Origin of the sequence: Corynebacterium sp. Marseille-P3884, from assembly GCF_017942225.1 — a bacterium.
Lineage (GTDB): Bacteria > Actinomycetota > Actinomycetes > Mycobacteriales > Mycobacteriaceae > Corynebacterium.
In genome coordinates this window covers 121,218-137,104 of sequence record NZ_JAGKSD010000002.1, presented here as the reverse complement: position 1 = coordinate 137,104, position 15,887 = coordinate 121,218, and the positions used below count along the sequence as shown (strand labels likewise).

14 protein-coding genes and 1 tRNA gene are annotated in these 15,887 nt (G+C 61.9%); 3 read left to right on the top strand and 12 right to left on the bottom strand.

Annotation, left to right across the window (positions count from 1 at the left end):
- Positions 1–10 precede the first annotated feature (10 nt).
- The 4 genes from J5Y21_RS01685 to J5Y21_RS01670 all read right to left on the bottom strand — a co-directional run bounded on the left by J5Y21_RS01685 (position 11) and on the right by J5Y21_RS01670 (position 3,136).
- The gene (locus J5Y21_RS01685; protein WP_282597844.1) at positions 11–802 is read right to left on the bottom strand and encodes an amino acid ABC transporter ATP-binding protein; all 792 of its coding nucleotides are present in this window, start codon (positions 800–802) and stop codon (positions 11–13) included.
- Positions 803–804: 2 nt separating this feature from the next.
- Positions 805–1,743 carry an amino acid ABC transporter permease gene (locus J5Y21_RS01680; protein WP_210572125.1) on the bottom strand — a complete coding sequence of 313 codons (939 nt, stop codon included), beginning with the start codon at positions 1,741–1,743 and terminating at the stop codon, positions 805–807.
- Between the two features lie 2 nt (positions 1,744–1,745).
- The gene (locus J5Y21_RS01675; protein WP_210572123.1) at positions 1,746–2,645 is read right to left on the bottom strand and encodes an ABC transporter substrate-binding protein; all 900 of its coding nucleotides are present in this window, start codon (positions 2,643–2,645) and stop codon (positions 1,746–1,748) included.
- Positions 2,646–2,746: 101 nt separating this feature from the next.
- Positions 2,747–3,136, bottom strand: a complete 390-nt coding sequence (locus tag J5Y21_RS01670; protein ID WP_210572121.1) for a hypothetical protein — start codon at positions 3,134–3,136, stop codon at positions 2,747–2,749.
- A 235-nt stretch (positions 3,137–3,371) separates the two neighbouring features.
- On the opposite strand from J5Y21_RS01670, the gene J5Y21_RS01665 reads away from it, so the two are divergent.
- Complete coding sequence (locus tag J5Y21_RS01665; protein WP_210572119.1) at positions 3,372–4,316, top strand: cutinase family protein; 945 nt, start codon at positions 3,372–3,374, stop codon at positions 4,314–4,316.
- Positions 4,317–4,330: 14 nt separating this feature from the next.
- On the opposite strand, the gene crtI is transcribed toward J5Y21_RS01665, so the two are convergent.
- Positions 4,331–5,908: a phytoene desaturase family protein gene (gene crtI, locus J5Y21_RS01660; RefSeq protein WP_210572118.1), complete on the bottom strand. Its 1,578-nt coding sequence runs from the start codon at positions 5,906–5,908 to the stop codon at positions 4,331–4,333.
- Positions 5,905–6,738 carry a phytoene/squalene synthase family protein gene (locus J5Y21_RS01655; RefSeq protein WP_246874859.1) on the bottom strand — a complete coding sequence of 278 codons (834 nt, stop codon included), beginning with the start codon at positions 6,736–6,738 and terminating at the stop codon, positions 5,905–5,907. The genes crtI and J5Y21_RS01655 overlap by 4 nt, the downstream gene beginning before the upstream one ends.
- 230 nt (positions 6,739–6,968) lie before the next feature.
- Between J5Y21_RS01655 and J5Y21_RS01650 the strand changes: the two genes are divergently transcribed.
- Positions 6,969–8,525 (top strand): alanine/glycine:cation symporter family protein, encoded by a 1,557-nt coding sequence (locus tag J5Y21_RS01650; RefSeq protein ID WP_210572117.1) that lies wholly within the window; start codon positions 6,969–6,971, stop codon positions 8,523–8,525.
- Between the two features lie 98 nt (positions 8,526–8,623).
- Here the strand turns inward: J5Y21_RS01650 and J5Y21_RS01645 are convergent, their stop codons facing one another.
- From J5Y21_RS01645 to J5Y21_RS01625, 5 genes are all read right to left on the bottom strand, one after another.
- Positions 8,624–9,127 carry a hypothetical protein gene (locus tag J5Y21_RS01645; protein ID WP_210572116.1) on the bottom strand — a complete coding sequence of 168 codons (504 nt, stop codon included), beginning with the start codon at positions 9,125–9,127 and terminating at the stop codon, positions 8,624–8,626.
- Positions 9,127–9,324: a helix-turn-helix transcriptional regulator gene (locus J5Y21_RS01640; RefSeq protein ID WP_246874842.1), complete on the bottom strand. Its 198-nt coding sequence runs from the start codon at positions 9,322–9,324 to the stop codon at positions 9,127–9,129. Before J5Y21_RS01640 ends, J5Y21_RS01645 begins: the two co-directional genes overlap by 1 nt.
- A 214-nt stretch (positions 9,325–9,538) precedes the next feature.
- Positions 9,539–10,735: an MFS transporter gene (locus tag J5Y21_RS01635; protein ID WP_210572114.1), complete on the bottom strand. Its 1,197-nt coding sequence runs from the start codon at positions 10,733–10,735 to the stop codon at positions 9,539–9,541.
- On the bottom strand, positions 10,728–11,198 hold the full coding sequence (locus J5Y21_RS01630) for a MarR family transcriptional regulator (RefSeq protein WP_210572113.1): 471 nt from the start codon (positions 11,196–11,198) through the stop codon (positions 10,728–10,730). Before J5Y21_RS01630 ends, J5Y21_RS01635 begins: the two co-directional genes overlap by 8 nt.
- Positions 11,199–11,449: 251 nt before the next feature.
- Positions 11,450–11,523, bottom strand: a tRNA-Leu gene (locus J5Y21_RS01625).
- Between the two features lie 86 nt (positions 11,524–11,609).
- On the opposite strand from J5Y21_RS01625, the gene polA reads away from it, so the two are divergent.
- Positions 11,610–14,288, top strand: coding sequence for a DNA polymerase I (gene polA, locus J5Y21_RS01620; RefSeq protein ID WP_349236904.1), 2,679 nt, complete (start codon positions 11,610–11,612; stop codon positions 14,286–14,288).
- A gap of 62 nt (positions 14,289–14,350) precedes the next feature.
- On the opposite strand, the gene J5Y21_RS01615 is transcribed toward polA, so the two are convergent.
- A complete protein-coding gene (locus J5Y21_RS01615; RefSeq protein WP_210572112.1) occupies positions 14,351–15,634 on the bottom strand; it encodes a hypothetical protein in 1,284 nt (427 codons plus the stop codon).
- Between the last annotated feature and the right edge of the window lie 253 nt (positions 15,635–15,887).

Sequence of the window (15,887 nt, the reverse complement as noted above, 5' to 3'; positions counted from 1 at the left end):
CCTGCGCGATCTAGAAGATCGAGGACAGGAATTCTTTGGTGCGTTCGTGCTGCGGGTTATCCAGCACCTGCTGCGGCGATCCCTTTTCCACGATCGTGCCTTCCGACATGAACGCCACAGTATCGGCGACCTCGTGGGCGAACGCCATCTCGTGGGTGACCACGATCATGGTCATGCCACTGGCAGCGAGATCCTTCATCACACGGAGCACCTCACCGACAAGCTCGGGGTCGAGGGCGGAGGTGGGTTCGTCGAAAAGCATGAGCTTTGGATCCATCGCGACCGCGCGCGCAATAGCGACGCGCTGCTGCTGGCCACCGGACAGCTGCACGGGAAAGGCATCTGCCTTGTGCGCGAGGCCGACCTGCTCGAGGAGCTCTAAGGCCTTCTTCTTCGCGTCCTCAGGTTTTTCGCCCTTGACGTGGATCGGCGCCTCAATGATGTTCTCTAGGACGGTGCGGTGCCCGAAGAGATTGAAGGACTGGAAGACCATTCCGATCTCGCGGCGCTGCAGGGCGGCGTCTTTCGCGGAAATCTCGTGGAGCACGCCGTCTTTTTCGCGGTAACCGATCAAATCGCCATCGACGTAGAGACGGCCTGCAGTGACCTTTTCCAAGTGGTTCACGCAGCGCAAAAATGTGGACTTGCCGGAGCCGGACGGGCCGATCAGACACGTGACTTCACCGGGCTGGACCTCGAGATCGATGCCCTTGAGCACGTCCAAGGAGCCGAAAGACTTCCACACGTCGACCGCCTGGACCATCGGGGTGCCGGAAGTGGGGGAGCTAGCAGTAGCAGCCATGGTTAACGGTTCCTTTCCACGACGGTGACGTTGTTCGGGGCCTTGCCTTCGGCATCAGTCAGGGCAGCCAGCTGGCGGGCGGTCAGTTCGCGGGTGACGCCGCGATCGAAGTAGCGCTCCAAGTAGAACTGGGCGACCATCAGAATCGACGTGATCACCAAGTACCAAGTGGCAGCGACAAGCAGCATCGGAACCGGCTCGAACAGTGCCGCAGCGATGTCCTGCGAACGGCCGTAGAGCTCCAAGGAGTAGGGGATAGCGACGACGAGGGAGGATGTCTTCAGCAGGGAGATGAACTCGTTGCCCGTCGGCGGAATGATGATGCGCATCGCCTGCGGCAGTACGGTGCGGCGCATGGTCAGGCTCCAACCCATGCCTAGGGCCTTGGATGCCTCGATTTGGCCTTCCGGCACAGAGTTGATGCCGGAGCGGACGATCTCCGCCATGTAGCCCGCCTCATTCAACCCCAGTCCGATGACGGCGAGCGCGAATGCTGAGGAAGTCAGGGCTTCGAGGGACACTTGCGTGAAACCGAGGTTGACCGACTGGTAGATCGCGCCGAGCAAGCCCCAGAAGACCAACTGCACATAAATCGGGGTGCCGCGGAAGACCCACAGGTACAGCCACGCGATGGACTTGAATACCGGGTTCGGGGACATGCGCATGACCGCGAGGATCACACCGAGCACGACACCGATGATCATGGACAGCACGGTGATGGCCAGGGTGTGACCGGCGGCGATCAGAATCCGGGTGTCGAAGAGGTACGTCCAGTACGTGCCCCAGCCGTAGGCCTCACGGCGTGCCGCGTCGAAAACGAACAGCGCGAACAGCACGAGTAGGACCGCGGCGGCGACCCAGCGGCCTGGGTGGCGCAGGGGCTTTGCTTCGATCCGCTCGGGTTTCCGGCGCGATGACCGCTTCGTTATCGGGGTGCTCATTCTCACTGCCCTCCTACAGGCTGTTCGTTGATCTGCGCCTGCTCCAGCAAGCCTGTTTCCACGCCCCATTGGGCGAGAATGCGTTCGTATTCGCCGGTGTCGATGAGGTGCTGCATGGCAGCGGCCATCGCCGGCCCCAAGGGGGAATCCTTCGGCACGGCGAAGCCGTACGGCGCTGCGTCGAACATGTCACCGACCAATTCCATCTTGCCGTCGGAACGGTTCACAGCCCACGCCGTGACAGGGGAATCGGCGCTCAAAGCATCAGCGCGGCCGACGAGAGCGGCAAGCGCCGCGTTGTCCGACGTGTCATACGACAGGATCGTCATCGGATTGCCTTCTTCTTCGCACTTTTCCGCCTTAGGGCGGACATCGTCTGTCTCCGAGACAGTCGTGCGCTGGACCGCGACGGTCAGGCCGCACGGATGTGCAGGATCGACGTCGGTTCCTGGCTGCGCCGCCCATTGAATGCCGGCGTAGAGGAAATTGACGAAGTCGAAGTTCTCCCGGCGCTCGTCCGAATCAGTGAAGCCCGACATTCCCGTATCCAGCGTTCCAGCCTGAACAGCAGGGAGAATCATGGCGAAGTCTTGCTCCTGCGGGGCGAATTCGAGTCCCATGACGCTCGCGACGGCGCGACCGAGATCCATTTCCATTCCGATGAGGTTGCCCTGGGAGTCCTTGAACTCGAACGGCGCGAATGGGGGATTGGCACCGGCGGTGAGACGACCGGAAGCTTGAATATCTTCCGGCACCATCGCCGCGATCTCGGGAACCGCGGCGGGGGTGATCTCCTCCCATCCTTCAGGGTTCCCGCCCTCGGCATTGGTCACGCAGCCAGCGAGCATAGCCACGGGGAGGAGGCTGGCGCACACGGCAGCGGTCTTGACACGGGTGAACATAGCGGAAAGCATACTATGCTCCGTAGTGAAAAATTAAAAAGGCCGCGCGGATGTGCGCGGCCCTTCACGGCGATGAGCCGTCGGTATCTTCCTAGCGTTGGTTATCGCGGCATATTCGCCATGACCATCTGGATGGCCTGGCCGATGACGGTCACGCCCGCGGCGATGATGACGTAGTTGATGATCGTGCGGGTCACGCCCTGGGAGCTGGTCTCCAGGTCGCTGTTGAACATCTGCTTGTAGGGCTCGAAGATCATCTTCATGAACCCCTTGAAGCCGGAACCTTCCGGAATAGAGGAGGACTCGTTCGGGTCAAAGGCCTTTTCGATGCCGCGGCCTACGGCGTCGCTATTGGCCTTGGCGCGGTCACCAGCGGCGCCGGCTGTAGCAGCGAGGTTGGTCTGAGCGGTGGCGGTGGCCGGAGCAATTGCCGGGACCGCGGCGATGGTGAGGGAAGCAGCGATGATGGAGGAAGCAATCTTTTTACGCATGGCGGTGAGTGTACCTGGGATTACCGTTGTGTGGAATTCGCGTGAACGGTGCCTTATCAGCGGATAAGACCACCTGAGAGCCCCCAGCCCCACGCGCGTCTGTGCGCTGCGGTATGTCAGGGTGTAGTTAGTGTAGGGATTCAAAATGTCTTAAGATAAGCGACGCTTACACAGGAAAATTTACAAGCGCTCTTATTCGCTCTTTCCGTCTTTTCAAATCAAGGAGCTGCCCTCCATGTGGAAGAAATTCGTCGCCGCGGCTGCCGCGGCTGTCGGTCTCGTTGCTGCGTGCGCGACGCCTGCCCAGGCGCAGGACCTGCGTTCCTTGATTGAATCTCCGAATGTGAATAAGTGCTCCGACGAGTTCCTGATCACCATTCCGGGCGGTGGCAATACTGCGTCGTTCCTGCCGGAGAAGGCGCCGATCGGGCCGAAGGTGACGGAGGTGGCCACCCGAGTTCACGGTGCGACCCGCGGCAAGATCCAGCCTGTCTGGATCACTTATGCGGCCAGCCCTTTCACGCTGTACAGCTACAACGATTCGTCGAATAAGGGCTACTGGGAGGCCTCCGGAACGATGCGCCGTCTCGCGCGCATGTGCCCGAAGGCGACATTCAGCATCACCGGCTATTCCGAGGGCGCAGATATCGGTGCCAAGCTGATCAACAATATCGGCCACGGCCGCGGCCCGGTGCCGGCGAAGAAGGTCAACTCCGCCGTGTTGATCTCCATCCCGCACCTCGCGGACAACGGCGGCTCCTTCGCAGCTGGCGCGACGCGCGATGACCGCGGTGCGCTCGAAGAACTGAAGGGCGGCTACGGCGAGCTTGGCTCGCGCGTGCTCGATGTGTGCCGGAAGGACGATCCGATCTGCTCGCTTCCGGCTGAGTGGCGCAACCACGTCAACCCGTTCCTGCGCATGGCGGCGTTGCGCGGCCAGGTACCGATGACGGAGTTCGCTTCCATCGTGGCCAAGCGGTCGCCGACGACGCTCCCGCTGCTGTTCAGCGTGTACAACCACACCCAGTACGGCGGCCCGATGCTCGAAGACGGCGCGCAGTGGATCATTTCGCGCAAAGCACCGATCCGCGAGGACCGTCCGCAGCCGCGCGCAGAGCATCCGTCGCAGGAGCAGGCTCCGGCACCCGCGCCGGCACCAGCCCCGCGTCCCGCACGCTAAGGCAACCCCCGAGCCTAGATATCTTCGGGCAGCGGTCCTGAGGACATGTCACCGCGGAGCCGTTTGATCACGTTCTCCGCCGAGATGAGGCACATCGGAACGCCAACGCCGGGCAGCGTTGTCGCGCCGGCATACAGCAGGTTGTCGATTTTCCGCGAGGCGTTGCGCCCGCGCAGAAACGCCGACTGCTTCAAGGTGTGAGCGGGCCCGATCGCACCGCCTGACCAGGAGTGGTAGCGCTCCGCGAAATCTGCCGGGCCGAGTGTCCGGCGTACGCAGATGCGTGATTCGAGATCGGGGATTGCGCACCATTCGGCAATTTGCGCGATGGCCGCGTCCGCGATGGCATCGACGCGAGGGCTGGCTTTTTCGCGGTATGCATCGCCGTGCCCGAGGTCGGGCGCCGAAGGCGTCGGGATGAGTACGAAGAGGTTCTCGCACCCCGCAGGGGCGGTCGAGGAATCGGTAGCGGAGGGCTTGGACACGTAGATCGACTGCGAGGCATCGAGCGGACGCGCGGCATGCGGCCCGTCGAAGACCGCGTCGAAATCGACGTTCCAATTCTTACTGAACAGCAGGTTGTGGTGCGCGAGTTGCGGCAGTTCGCCGTCCACGCCGCACATCAGCAACACACAGCTCAAGCCTGGGTTCCGGGCCGCGAAATAGCGTTCGTCATACGTGCGCTTGCTGCGCGGAAGCAAACGAGTCTCGGTGAATTTCAGGTCGGCGGTGGACACAACGAGATCAGCGGCGAGCTCCTCGGCAGTGCCGTCGGACCGTCGTACACTCACGCCCGTCGCGCGCCGCCCGTCGACATGAATCGCCGTCGCTTCCGTGGAGAGCTGGATATCGGCGCCGTGCTCGCAGGCCAGCGACTCGAACGCGCGCATCACCGCAGCGAAGCCGCCCAGCGGGTATTTCACGCCCTGCACCAAATCAGTGTGGCTGAGCAGGTGGTACAGCGCCGGGGTGCGCGCGGGATGCGACGACAAGAACACAGCCGGGTACGCGAGCATCTGCCGCAAACGCACATCAGCAAATTGCTTATCGACGAACCCTTCCAGCCCTTCCCCCAACAGCCTCACCAGCTTCCTGTAGTTGGTGCGGATTTCCGGCGCTATGAATCCCGCTGGGGTGGAAAACGTGGTGTAGAGGAAGTATTTGAGGGCCAGCTCGTACGTCTCACCAGCGCTGGCGAGGTAGTCCCGGAGTTTCTCGCCCGTACCGGGCTCGATGGACTCGAACAGGGAGATGGTGTCGGCGGGGGAGGACGGGACGTCGATAAGCTCCTGCTTTTCTGGAAACAAGCGGTAGGCAGGGGAGAGATCCACGAGCTCGAGCATGTCGCTCGTGCGTTTGCCGAACAACGCGAAGAAGTGGTCGAACGCGTCCGGCATGAGGTACCACGACGGGCCGGTGTCGAAGCGGAATCCGTCGACGGTGAGTTCGCCGGAGCGCCCGCCGATCTCGTCGATGCGATCGATGACCGTCACATCGATTCCCTCCCGACCGAGCAGCGCGGCAGTTGCGAGTCCCGCTGCTCCCGCCCCGATCACGATCGCGGTTCGCGGATTAGCTGGTGTCGTGCTCATCGCCACCTTCTTCCCGCCGCTTGTGCGGCAGCTTGAACAGTGAGCAGAGCCTTGCGGTGCGCAGGCACGCTCACGCGGGTCGTGGTCAGCTCGCTGGCAGGCATCGCGTCGATCATGTCGGTGAGCTCAGCGAAGAGATTCGCGGCGGCGAGCACCGCTGCGCGCACCGTGACGGGCAGCATGTCGATCGCATCTGATGCTGCACCCAGGTCCTCGCGGATCTCGGCGACGATGGCTGCCTTCGCCGCGTCGTCGATGCGGCCGAAAGACTGGAAATAGGACCGGCCCAAATCGTGCGTGTCCTCAGCGAGGTCGCGCAGGAAATTGACCTTTTGGAATGCGGCGCCGAGCCGTCGCGCACCGTCTTCCATCTGCGCGCGCTGGTCGGGTGCGACTTGCCGGTCCGCGAGAAAGACATCCAGGCACAACAAACCGATGACTTCCGCCGAGCCGTAGACATAACTGTCCAATTCCGCTTGCGAGTAGCGAGTCGTGTCCAGATCGCGCCTCATGGAGGCAAAGAATGCTTCGATGTGCTCGTCGTTGAAGCCGCAGCGTCGTGCGGTGAGCGCATAAGCGTGCAGGATCGGGTCGGTGTGAAAGCATTCGTGGGGCGCGGCCAGGACCTGGTTTTCGTACTCGTCAAGCATGACCCGCACGTTGTCAACGCCTGCTTGTCGTGCCGTTCCGTCGACGATCTCGTCGGCGATACGCACCACCGCATACAGGTTGCGGATATCACGCCGCTCCCGCGCAGGCAGCAAGCGGCTGGCCAGGCTGAAACTCGTGGAGTATTCGCCGATGACTTCTCCGGCGGCGGCATGACTCATCTCGTCGTACCGCCGCAGCCAGCTCGTTGTCCGCGGTGCCACGGTATTCAACCCTAGCCCGCGCATCATCAGAGCCCGTCACGAGGGGAGCGGTGGGCGTCAGCAGAGGCCCGAACGCTTTGCATAGATTTCATGTAACTGCAAAGAAAAATTCTCAAAACGGAAAAGTTGGAGTCCTCCCAGGGATATATTCAAAAGATCGAATTCGCCTGAGCACGGAGGCCCATGCCATGGAAGAGATCATTAACAGCGTCAACACCGCGATCTGGTCGAACTGGCTCGTGTTCTTGTGCCTCGGCGCCGGAGTGTACTTCTCGTGCGTAACGCTTTTCCTCCAGGTGCGGTGTTTCCCGGACATGATCCGGCAGCTGAAGTCGGGTGAGGATTCTGCGGCCGGCATTTCGTCGTTCCAGTCGCTGATGATCTCGCTGGCGGGACGCGTCGGCGTCGGCAATATCGGCGGCGTGGCCACTGCGATCGCGTTCGGCGGCCCGGGCGCGGTGTTCTGGATGTGGATCGTGGCTTTCTTAGGCTCGGCGACTTCCTACGTCGAGTGCTGCCTGGCCCAGATCTATAAGGAGAAGGACCAGGACACCGGTGAATACCGCGGTGGCCCGGCGTATTACATCGAGAAGGCGTATCGCCATACTGCCGCGCGCCCGTTCGCGTTGGTCTACGCCATCGTCTTCGCTGTGTCGATGATTTTGGCTACTTCGTACTTCCTGCCCGGAGTGCAGGCCAACGGTCTGGCCACCTCGGTCGAGCACGCCTGGTCCGTTCCCACCTGGGTGACCGCCGTGGCCATGGTGGTTCTGCTGGGCATTATCATCATCGGCGGCGTCAAGCGCATCGCCTGGTTCGCGTCCATGGTCGTGCCGTTCATGGCGGTCATCTACATCTTCGTCGCCATCGTCGTTCTGTTCGCCAACGGGTCGCAGATCCCGGAGGTCTTCGGCCTGATCATCCGGTCGGCCTTCGATAAGGAAGCGGCGTTTTCGGGCATGCTCGGAGTCGCGATCATGTGGGGCGTCAAGCGCGGCATCTACTCCAACGAAGCAGGGCAGGGAACCGGCCCGCAGTCCGCGGCCGCGGCGGAGGTCTCCCACCCGGCGAAGCAGGGCTTCGTGCAGGCCTTCGCGGTGTACGTCGATACGCTTCTGGTCTGTTCCGCGACGGCGTTCATCATCATCTCCACCGATATGTTCCGTGTGCACAGCGGCGGTGACGAAGATAGTCCGGTCATCTACAACGGCTCGATCGACGGCGGTGTCGAGGTGGGCCCCGGATTCGTCCAGTCGGCGCTGGATTTCTATACGCCTGGACTCGGCGGCAGCTTCATCGCATTCGCTGTCCTGTTCTTCGCGTTCACCACGATCGTCGCCTACTACTACATGGCCGAGGTGAACTTCACGTACCTCAACCGTTGGATCAAGAGCGAGAAGGCCCGTACCGCGGTCATCTGGTTCCTGCGCGTGCTCATTCTCGTCTCCGTTTGGATCGGCGCCACCACCACGCCGGGCACCGCGTGGGCGCTCGGCGACATCGGAGTGGGCACCACCGCGTGGCTGAATATCCTCGCGATCCTCGTGATCCAGGTCCCCGCGATGAAGTGCCTGTGGGATTACCGCCGCCAGAAGAAGGCCGGGTACGAACCGCAGTTCGACCCGGAGGCGCTCGGCATCCGCAACGCCGATTTCTGGGTGGAACGCAAGGCTTCCATGGTCGCCGCGGGCACATGGGAGCAAGCCAAGCTTATCGACGGCACCCCCGCCCCCGAACACCACTAAAGACTCCGCGCCAGGGGCGCATACGAAAAGTCTCGAGACTGAACCGGAAAGGTGTCTCGAGACTTCACTTACTTTGGGGGGGGGGACCCGGCGTGGCGTTAGTCTTCCGCCTCGGCGTTGAGCCGCGCCTGGTCGCGCTGGCGGCGCTTTGTACTGATGGGGCCGACGATGGCTCCTGCGAACAGCGCACCGACCACCGCACCGACCACTGCGCCGATGGCGCCGGCGTTGTCAAAGCCACCTGAGGGGTCGAAGCCCCCGGTGATGATGAGACCTGCAAGCCACACGGCACATAGTGCGAAGTAGGTGATCAGCAAGCTGCGTGGGATGTCGAGAAAGCGGGCCACCGGCGACGCGACGTACTTACGCATCCACTGGGCACCAGCCACACTGCCGATGATCGGGATGACCAGCACGATGCCCGACCAGAGCGCCTCCTGGCCCGGCAGCACCCAAGCGAGAACCGCGCCGGCAAGTGCCATGCCGATTAGCGAGGTGTAGAACCCTACCGAGTTCGCCTTGTGGTACGTCGCGGCCTCGAACTCGTCGGTGGCAGTGTCGTCTACGTAATTGACTATGGAGTCTCCGAATGTCTTGAACATTATTTCTCCTCTTCCTGGCCAAAAATCTCTTCGACTGATTTTTCAAACTCACGGCAGATGTCGAGCGCTAAGTAGACGGAAGGCGAGTAGTTGCCCCGCTCGATATTGGCGATGGTCTGCCGGGAGACGCCGACGCGGTCAGCGAGCTCCTGCTGTGACAGCTCGTGCCAGCGCCGCCATTTTCGGACTGTGTTCATGTGGCCTCCCTTCATTTACAAAGTGTAAATGGAACGCTTCATAATGACAAGGGGACTTTACAATGTGTTAATTGTATACGACAAGAACTTCGGGATTTAGAAAAGAAAAATCCCGGGTCACCGTGTGTTTCAGTGACCCGGGATGGTTTTGAGCACCGGCGAGTACCGCGGTGGCCCGGCGTTTTATATCGAGAAGGAATACCGCCAGGAACCCTTAGAGAAGCTTCTTCAGTGCGCCCCGGCCAGCGACGAGGATGATCAGGGACACCGCTAGTGCTGCAGCACCCGCCCAGTAGGGAACGCCGGAACCGAAGGCCACTGCGACCGGTCCGGAGATCGCCGGGGCAATGGCGCCGCCCAAAAAGCGCAGCCCCGAATAGGTCGACGACGCCACATTGCGCGGCAGGTCAGTAGCTTCCATGACTGCCTCGGTGAGCACGGTGTTGAAGATGCCGCTGAAAAAGCCCGCGAGAATGACCAGCACGATCAGTGTGCTCAGATGATCCACCGCGAAGCCGAGTGCGGCAAGCAGAATCGCGAATCCGATGAGCACCGTGCAGATGACCGGCATCAGCCCAAAGCTCTGCGTCAAACGCGGCGCGACGAATACCGACGACACTGCCAGTGCCAAGCCCCAACCGAAGAAGACCCAGCCAAGTTCGGTTGCTCCGAATTCGCTTCCCGACGCAGCCGCCGCCTCGTCGATCGGGTACGGCGAGTAGGCGAGCAGGGTGAAAAAGCCGTAGTTGTAGAAGAATGCTACCGCGCCCAGTGTGAGTAGTGCCGGTTCGCGCAGGGCCTTCAATCCTGCGGTAAACGTTACGGGTGCGGGCTTATTTGCAGGTTTGCGCAGCAGCGTCGCGATGGCGATGAAACCGATCGCCATCAGTCCTGCCGTGCCGTAGAACGGCCCGCGCCAGCTGATCTCACCGAGCAGCCCGCCGAGCAGCGGTCCCACAGCCATGCCGATGCCGATGGCTGCCTCGTAGAGGATCACCGCTTGGCTCGCACCGCCTGATGCTGCACCGACGATCGCAGCCAGCGCCGTCGAAATGAACAGTGCATTGCCCAGGCCCCAACCCGCGCGGAAACCGATGATTGCATCCACCGATCCAGCCGCGCCCGATAGGAACGCGAAAACGACGATCAGGGCGAGCCCTGTCAGCAACGTCTTTTTCACCCCGATGCGGGAGGAAATAAAAGCGCTGAAGAACATCGCCAGCGCCGTAATCAGCAGGTAGCTGGTGAATAGCAGCATCGTCTGCGTCGGCGATGCATCGAGCTCCCGGCTGATCGCCGGCAGAATCGGATCGACGAGGCCGATCCCCATGAACGACACCGCACAAGCGAAAGCGATCGCCCACACAGCGATCGGTTGGTTGAAGATATTTTCCGGGTTGGTCTTACTCATTCACGTCCTTTCGTGACCGTTCTGCGGTTGTGCGGAGGCGTTGCGACAGGCCGGGAAGAATCTCCGCAGCCTGGATTAAAGCGTCAATTTGGTCAGGGGAGAGGTCCTGAAAAACAGGCACCAGCTCGCGTACCGACGCTTCCCGGAATTCCCTTACCGCCGCACTCCCGGCATCGGTGATGGTGAGGTCGTAAGCGCGGGCGTCGATAGGCGATGGCTCCCGCGCAACGAGCCCTTCGGCGACGAGCCTTTTCATCACCTGACTCATGGACGGCTGCGCTATTCCTTCGCGCCGCGCAAGTTCGCCGATGCGCAACCCTGGCTCACGCTCCAGCGCCGCCAGCACGCGCAACGCGACGTACGACAGCTTGCTTTCCGACGCCTGGAACGTCGCCCGTGTGAAATGGCTGCCCGCCGCCACAAGGTCAATGGCGAGGCGAGAAAGTGTTTCGTCCGAATGCATAGGGGCACTATATAGCTCGTCCGGATGTCTAGTCGCATTGGGGGGCAGTCGGTCGCTCCCAGGACTGGCACACAACCCTGAACACACCTTTCGGGCATCGTTTTGGGCTACTTTTCAAAGAGCGCTGACACCCCGCGCCACCTGCTCACCGAGCCCGGCGTCGGCTATCGCCTCGTCAGGTGACATCCAGCCGAGCCAACCAGCGAAAAACCCGAGACACAGCCAAATCGGTGTCTCGGGTTATCGTGTTGTGCCCCAGGTGAGACTCGAACTCACACTGGACGGGTTTTGAATCCGTTGCCTCTGCCAATTGGGCTACTGGGGCGTGCTGACTAACAATAGCGCAGGGGTTCTCAAACGAAGAAATGCCCAGCAGTTAAGGCGCACTTGCCGGAGGTAGAGTAGGACGGCGTGAGTACCGCTGATAGTTCTTCTGCACAGAAACGCCTCCTGCTCATCGACGGCCACTCGATGGCTTTTCGAGCTTTCTACGCCCTGCCGGCGGAGAATTTCTCCACCTCCGGCGGGCAGCACACGAATGCGGTGTACGGCTTCTTGTCGATGTTCTCGAATATTTTGGCCGACGAGCAGCCCACGCACGTCGCGGTGGCGTTCGACATCGGACGCCAGACTTTCCGCACGGAGCGTTTCCCGGAGTACAAGGCGCAGCGCGCGGCAGCACCGGAGGAATTCAAGGGGCAGGTGCCGCTCATCCAGGATGTGCTGGGGGACTTGAGCATCGTCACGCTCACCAAGGAGAACTACGAGGCGGACGACATCCTGGCCACGCTCACCACGCAGGCGCAGGATGACTACGAGGTGGTCATCGTCACCGGCGACCGCGATTACTTGCAGCTTGTCAACGACAAAGTGACGGTGCTGTACCCGACGCGCGGAGTGTCCACCCTGACCCGCTTCACACCGGAGGAAGTCGAGAAGAAATACGGCCTCACGCCCGCGCAGTACCCGGATTTCGCGGCGCTGCGCGGCGACCCGTCGGACAACCTGCCGAATATTCCGGGCGTGGGGGAGAAGACCGCCACCAAGTGGATCGTCCAGTACGGCGACTTGAATAGCCTCATCGAGCACGCCGAGGAGATCAAGGGCAAGGCCGGCAACAATTTCCGCGAGCGCATCGAGCAGGTCCAGCTCAACCGCGAGCTCACCCAGATGGTGCGCGACCTCGAGCTGCCCGTCGGTCCGGACGAGCTCGAGCTCAAGCCCGCCGACGTCACTGCCGTGGCAACGGCATTCGACGACCTCGAATTCGGCGTCAATCTCCGCGAGCGTGTGCTCGCAGCGGTGCCCACCGACGGCACCGCGGCCGAAACACAGGCAGAGGAATTGCCGGAGCTCACCGTCGACGACGAGGCGCTCGACACATGGCTTGCAGCCCGCGAGGGTCAAGGCCTCGCCCTTTTCGTCCAGGGCGACGCCACGCCGGCGGGCGGGGACGCGTGGGCGCTGGGGGTCGTCGATAAGCAACGGCACGGCGTTTCCAAGCGCTTGAGCGACCTCACGCCCGAGGAGGACGCCGCGCTCAAGGCGTGGCTCGAATCCGACGCGCCGAAATACCTCCACAGCGCCAAGGCCGCATGGCACATGCTGCGCGGGCGCGGGATCACGCTGCGCGGTATCGCACACGACACCGCCATCGCCGCGTACCTGCTGCGCCCCGGCCAGCGTACATACGACCTCGCCGACGTTTATCAGCGCCACCTGCAGCGCCAACTCGCGGCATCCAGCGACCAACTCAGCCTGCTTGACGACGACACCGCCGACCTCGATTCAGCCCTTGCCATCCTCGAACTCGCCGCGCATTTGAGCGAGGAGCTCCGCACGATCGACTCTTACGAGCTCTACGCCGACCTCGAATTGCCGCTCGTGACCATCCTCGCCGAGATGGAAGAGACTGGCATCGCCGTCGACACCGATGTCTTAGAAGCCCAGCTGAAAGAGATCGCGCAGAAAGTCGCCGACGCCGAAGAGACAGCACGCACGCTTGTCGACGAACCCGATCTCAACCTCTCGTCCCCCAAGCAGCTCTCCGTCGTCCTCTTCGACAAGCTTGAGCTGCCCAAGACGAAGAAGACCAAGACCGGCTATTCGACCGCTGCGAAGGAGATCGAGGCGCTCGCGGCGAAGAACCCGCACCCGTTTTTGGACCAGCTACTCGCGCACCGCGAATGGCAGAAGCTCAAATCCACCATTGAAGGCCTCATCAAGACCGTCCACGACGACGGTCGCATCCACACGACCTTCAACCAGACCGTCGCGTCCACCGGGCGCCTGAGCTCCACTGAGCCGAACCTGCAGAATATCCCGGTCCGCACCGAGGCCGGCCGCCGCATTCGTTCCGCATTCACCGTCGGCGACGGCTATGAGTGCCTGCTCACCGCCGACTACTCCCAGATCGAAATGCGCGTTATGGCGCATCTTTCCGAGGACCCCGGCCTCATCGAGGCGTACAAGAAGGGGGAGGACCTGCACAATTTCGTCGGTTCCCGCGTTTTCGACGTGCCGATCGACGACGTCACCCCCGAGCTGCGTCGCCGCGTCAAAGCCATGAGCTATGGCCTCGTCTACGGCTTGAGCGCATACGGCCTGTCCAACCAGCTCGGCATCCCCGCCGGCGAGGCGAAAAAGATCATGGAGTCCTACTTCGAGCGCTTCGGCGGCGTGAAGCGCTACCTCGATGACGTCGTCGAACAGGCCCGTCGCGACGGTTACACCTCCACCGTCTTCGGCCGTCGCCGCTACCTGCCGGAGCTCACCTCCGACAATCGCATCGCCCGCGAGAACGCCGAACGCGCCGCGCTCAATGCTCCCATTCAGGGCACCGCGGCCGACATCATCAAGGTCGCGATGATCCGCGTCGACGCCGCGCTTAACGACGCCTCCCGCGCCGAACCCCTGCAATCCCGCGTCCTCCTCCAAGTCCACGACGAACTCGTCGTCGAAGTCGCCCCCGGCGAGCTCGAGCAGGTCCAAGCAATCGTCGAGGAAGAAATGGACCGCGCCATCACCCTGCGTGTCCCGCTGGAAGTCTCCGCCGGAACCGGCACCAACTGGGACGAAGCAGCACATTAGCCCGGGAGCCTGCGCCAAAAAGCGCGGCACCCCGGGCTAATAGAAAGGGGAGGGGAGACCTCCTAGATCTTCGTGGAGCCTGAAGATTCAGTACCGCCAGCGGTCTCTTCGCTGACGTCTTCGTCCTCGACCTCGGCTTCGAGAGCTTCGTGGAACTCGTCGTCGTCAAGCATGGATTCCTCAGCCAGCTCGTCGAGCGACATGTCCGCGAACTCGCTGTCCGGATCGAGATTCTCCTCGTCGGTGACCAGGTCGACAGCCGCTGTTCGCAGCTCGCCCTCGCGGTCCAGACGGTCGCGGTAGCGGAAGTACTGGTAGACCAGCACCGCGATCACAAACAGGCCCAGATAACCCAGGATCGGGTACAGGTTGGCCACGAGCGGCTTGAAGCCAATGAAGGACAGTACGAAGCCGACGAGACACGCGCCGACGTAGACCTTGTAGAAATTGTCCGGGTTCTTTCGCGTCAAGCGCTTCGCGAGCGCGTAGATCATGCCCAGGCACGTGTTGAACACCATGAGGAAGATGACCCACGTCATCACCTGGCCAAGTGCCGGGTTGATATTGAACAGCACGGTCAGCAGCGGCAGGTCGTCGCCGTTGATCTTGTCAGCCTCCATGAACAGAGTGACCACGAGCAGCGCCAGCATCGCCGCGTACAGGAAGCCCGCGATCAGGCCGCCGATGCGCACCGACTTGTTATCGAAATTATCGCCGCCGATCACAATCGCCATCGACACAGTGCACAGTGCGTTCAGGCCGGTGTGGTTCAGCGCGCCAAGCCACCAGGTCGGAGCGCCCGTCGCGCCCTGGACGTTCTCCTGCGCCCAATCGCTTTGCGACGCAAAGTCCACGCTCGTGTGCGTGAACGTCCAAATCGAAGCAATCAGGACGAAGATGATGAGCAGCGGCGTGACCAGCCCCAGGACCACGGAGATCTTGTCCACATCCAGGCGGCCCACCAGCAACATGATGATCAGCATGGCTACACCGCCGACATAGATCGGCCAGCCGTATGCTTGCTCAAGGTTCGAGCCGGCACCCGCGAACATCACGAAGCCCACGCTGAACATGCAGGCGATTGCCGACCAGTCCATGATCTTCGAGGACAAGCCATCCGAGACTTCGCCGAACACACGCGTGTGCTCATTCGCCTGGAAATAGGAACCGAAGGCGAGGAAAGCCACCGCCGCGAAAGCCATGACCACACCGGCGAGAACAATGCCCCACATGCCCATGTCGCCGTATGAGACGAAGTACTGGAACGCCTCCATGCCGGAAGCGAAACCGGCGCCCACAACGACACCGATGAAAGCGAAGCCGATACCGATACCGCGCTTCAACATAAAAACACCACCTACGTGCCCTGTGGGCACTATCAAATTTGGTTGACTGTTTAAGAATAAAGATATTGGTGGGAAAATGGTGAATGCGCGCCACGCATCCTATGCATGACCGCATGAAAATCCCCCGCGCGACGCACCAGATCAAAGTTTGCCCAAGCTGGGGAAATCAACTAATCTCGCAAAGGCGTATCTACGCTGCCCACGTGGCCCCGGTCGTAATAGGAGGGCCGCCCACGGCGGGAGCGAGATCGAA

Bases quoted from the DNA above. Each gene is read 5' to 3' on its own strand.
- J5Y21_RS01685 (WP_282597844.1), bottom strand. From the start codon at position 802: ATGGCTGCTACTGCTAGCTCCCCCACTTCCGGCACCCCGATGGTCCAG.
- J5Y21_RS01680 (WP_210572125.1), bottom strand. From the start codon at position 1,743: ATGAGCACCCCGATAACGAAGCGGTCATCGCGCCGGAAACCCGAGCGG.
- J5Y21_RS01675 (WP_210572123.1), bottom strand. From the start codon at position 2,645: ATGTTCACCCGTGTCAAGACCGCTGCCGTGTGCGCCAGCCTCCTCCCC.
- J5Y21_RS01670 (WP_210572121.1), bottom strand. From the start codon at position 3,136: ATGCGTAAAAAGATTGCTTCCTCCATCATCGCTGCTTCCCTCACCATC.
- J5Y21_RS01665 (WP_210572119.1), top strand. From the start codon at position 3,372: ATGTGGAAGAAATTCGTCGCCGCGGCTGCCGCGGCTGTCGGTCTCGTT.
- crtI (WP_210572118.1), bottom strand. From the start codon at position 5,908: ATGAGCACGACACCAGCTAATCCGCGAACCGCGATCGTGATCGGGGCG.
- J5Y21_RS01655 (WP_246874859.1), bottom strand. From the start codon at position 6,738: ATGAGTCATGCCGCCGCCGGAGAAGTCATCGGCGAATACTCCACGAGT.
- J5Y21_RS01650 (WP_210572117.1), top strand. From the start codon at position 6,969: ATGGAAGAGATCATTAACAGCGTCAACACCGCGATCTGGTCGAACTGG.
- J5Y21_RS01645 (WP_210572116.1), bottom strand. From the start codon at position 9,127: ATGTTCAAGACATTCGGAGACTCCATAGTCAATTACGTAGACGACACT.
- J5Y21_RS01640 (WP_246874842.1), bottom strand. From the start codon at position 9,324: ATGAACACAGTCCGAAAATGGCGGCGCTGGCACGAGCTGTCACAGCAG.
- J5Y21_RS01635 (WP_210572114.1), bottom strand. From the start codon at position 10,735: ATGAGTAAGACCAACCCGGAAAATATCTTCAACCAACCGATCGCTGTG.
- J5Y21_RS01630 (WP_210572113.1), bottom strand. From the start codon at position 11,198: ATGCATTCGGACGAAACACTTTCTCGCCTCGCCATTGACCTTGTGGCG.
- J5Y21_RS01615 (WP_210572112.1), bottom strand. From the start codon at position 15,634: ATGTTGAAGCGCGGTATCGGTATCGGCTTCGCTTTCATCGGTGTCGTT.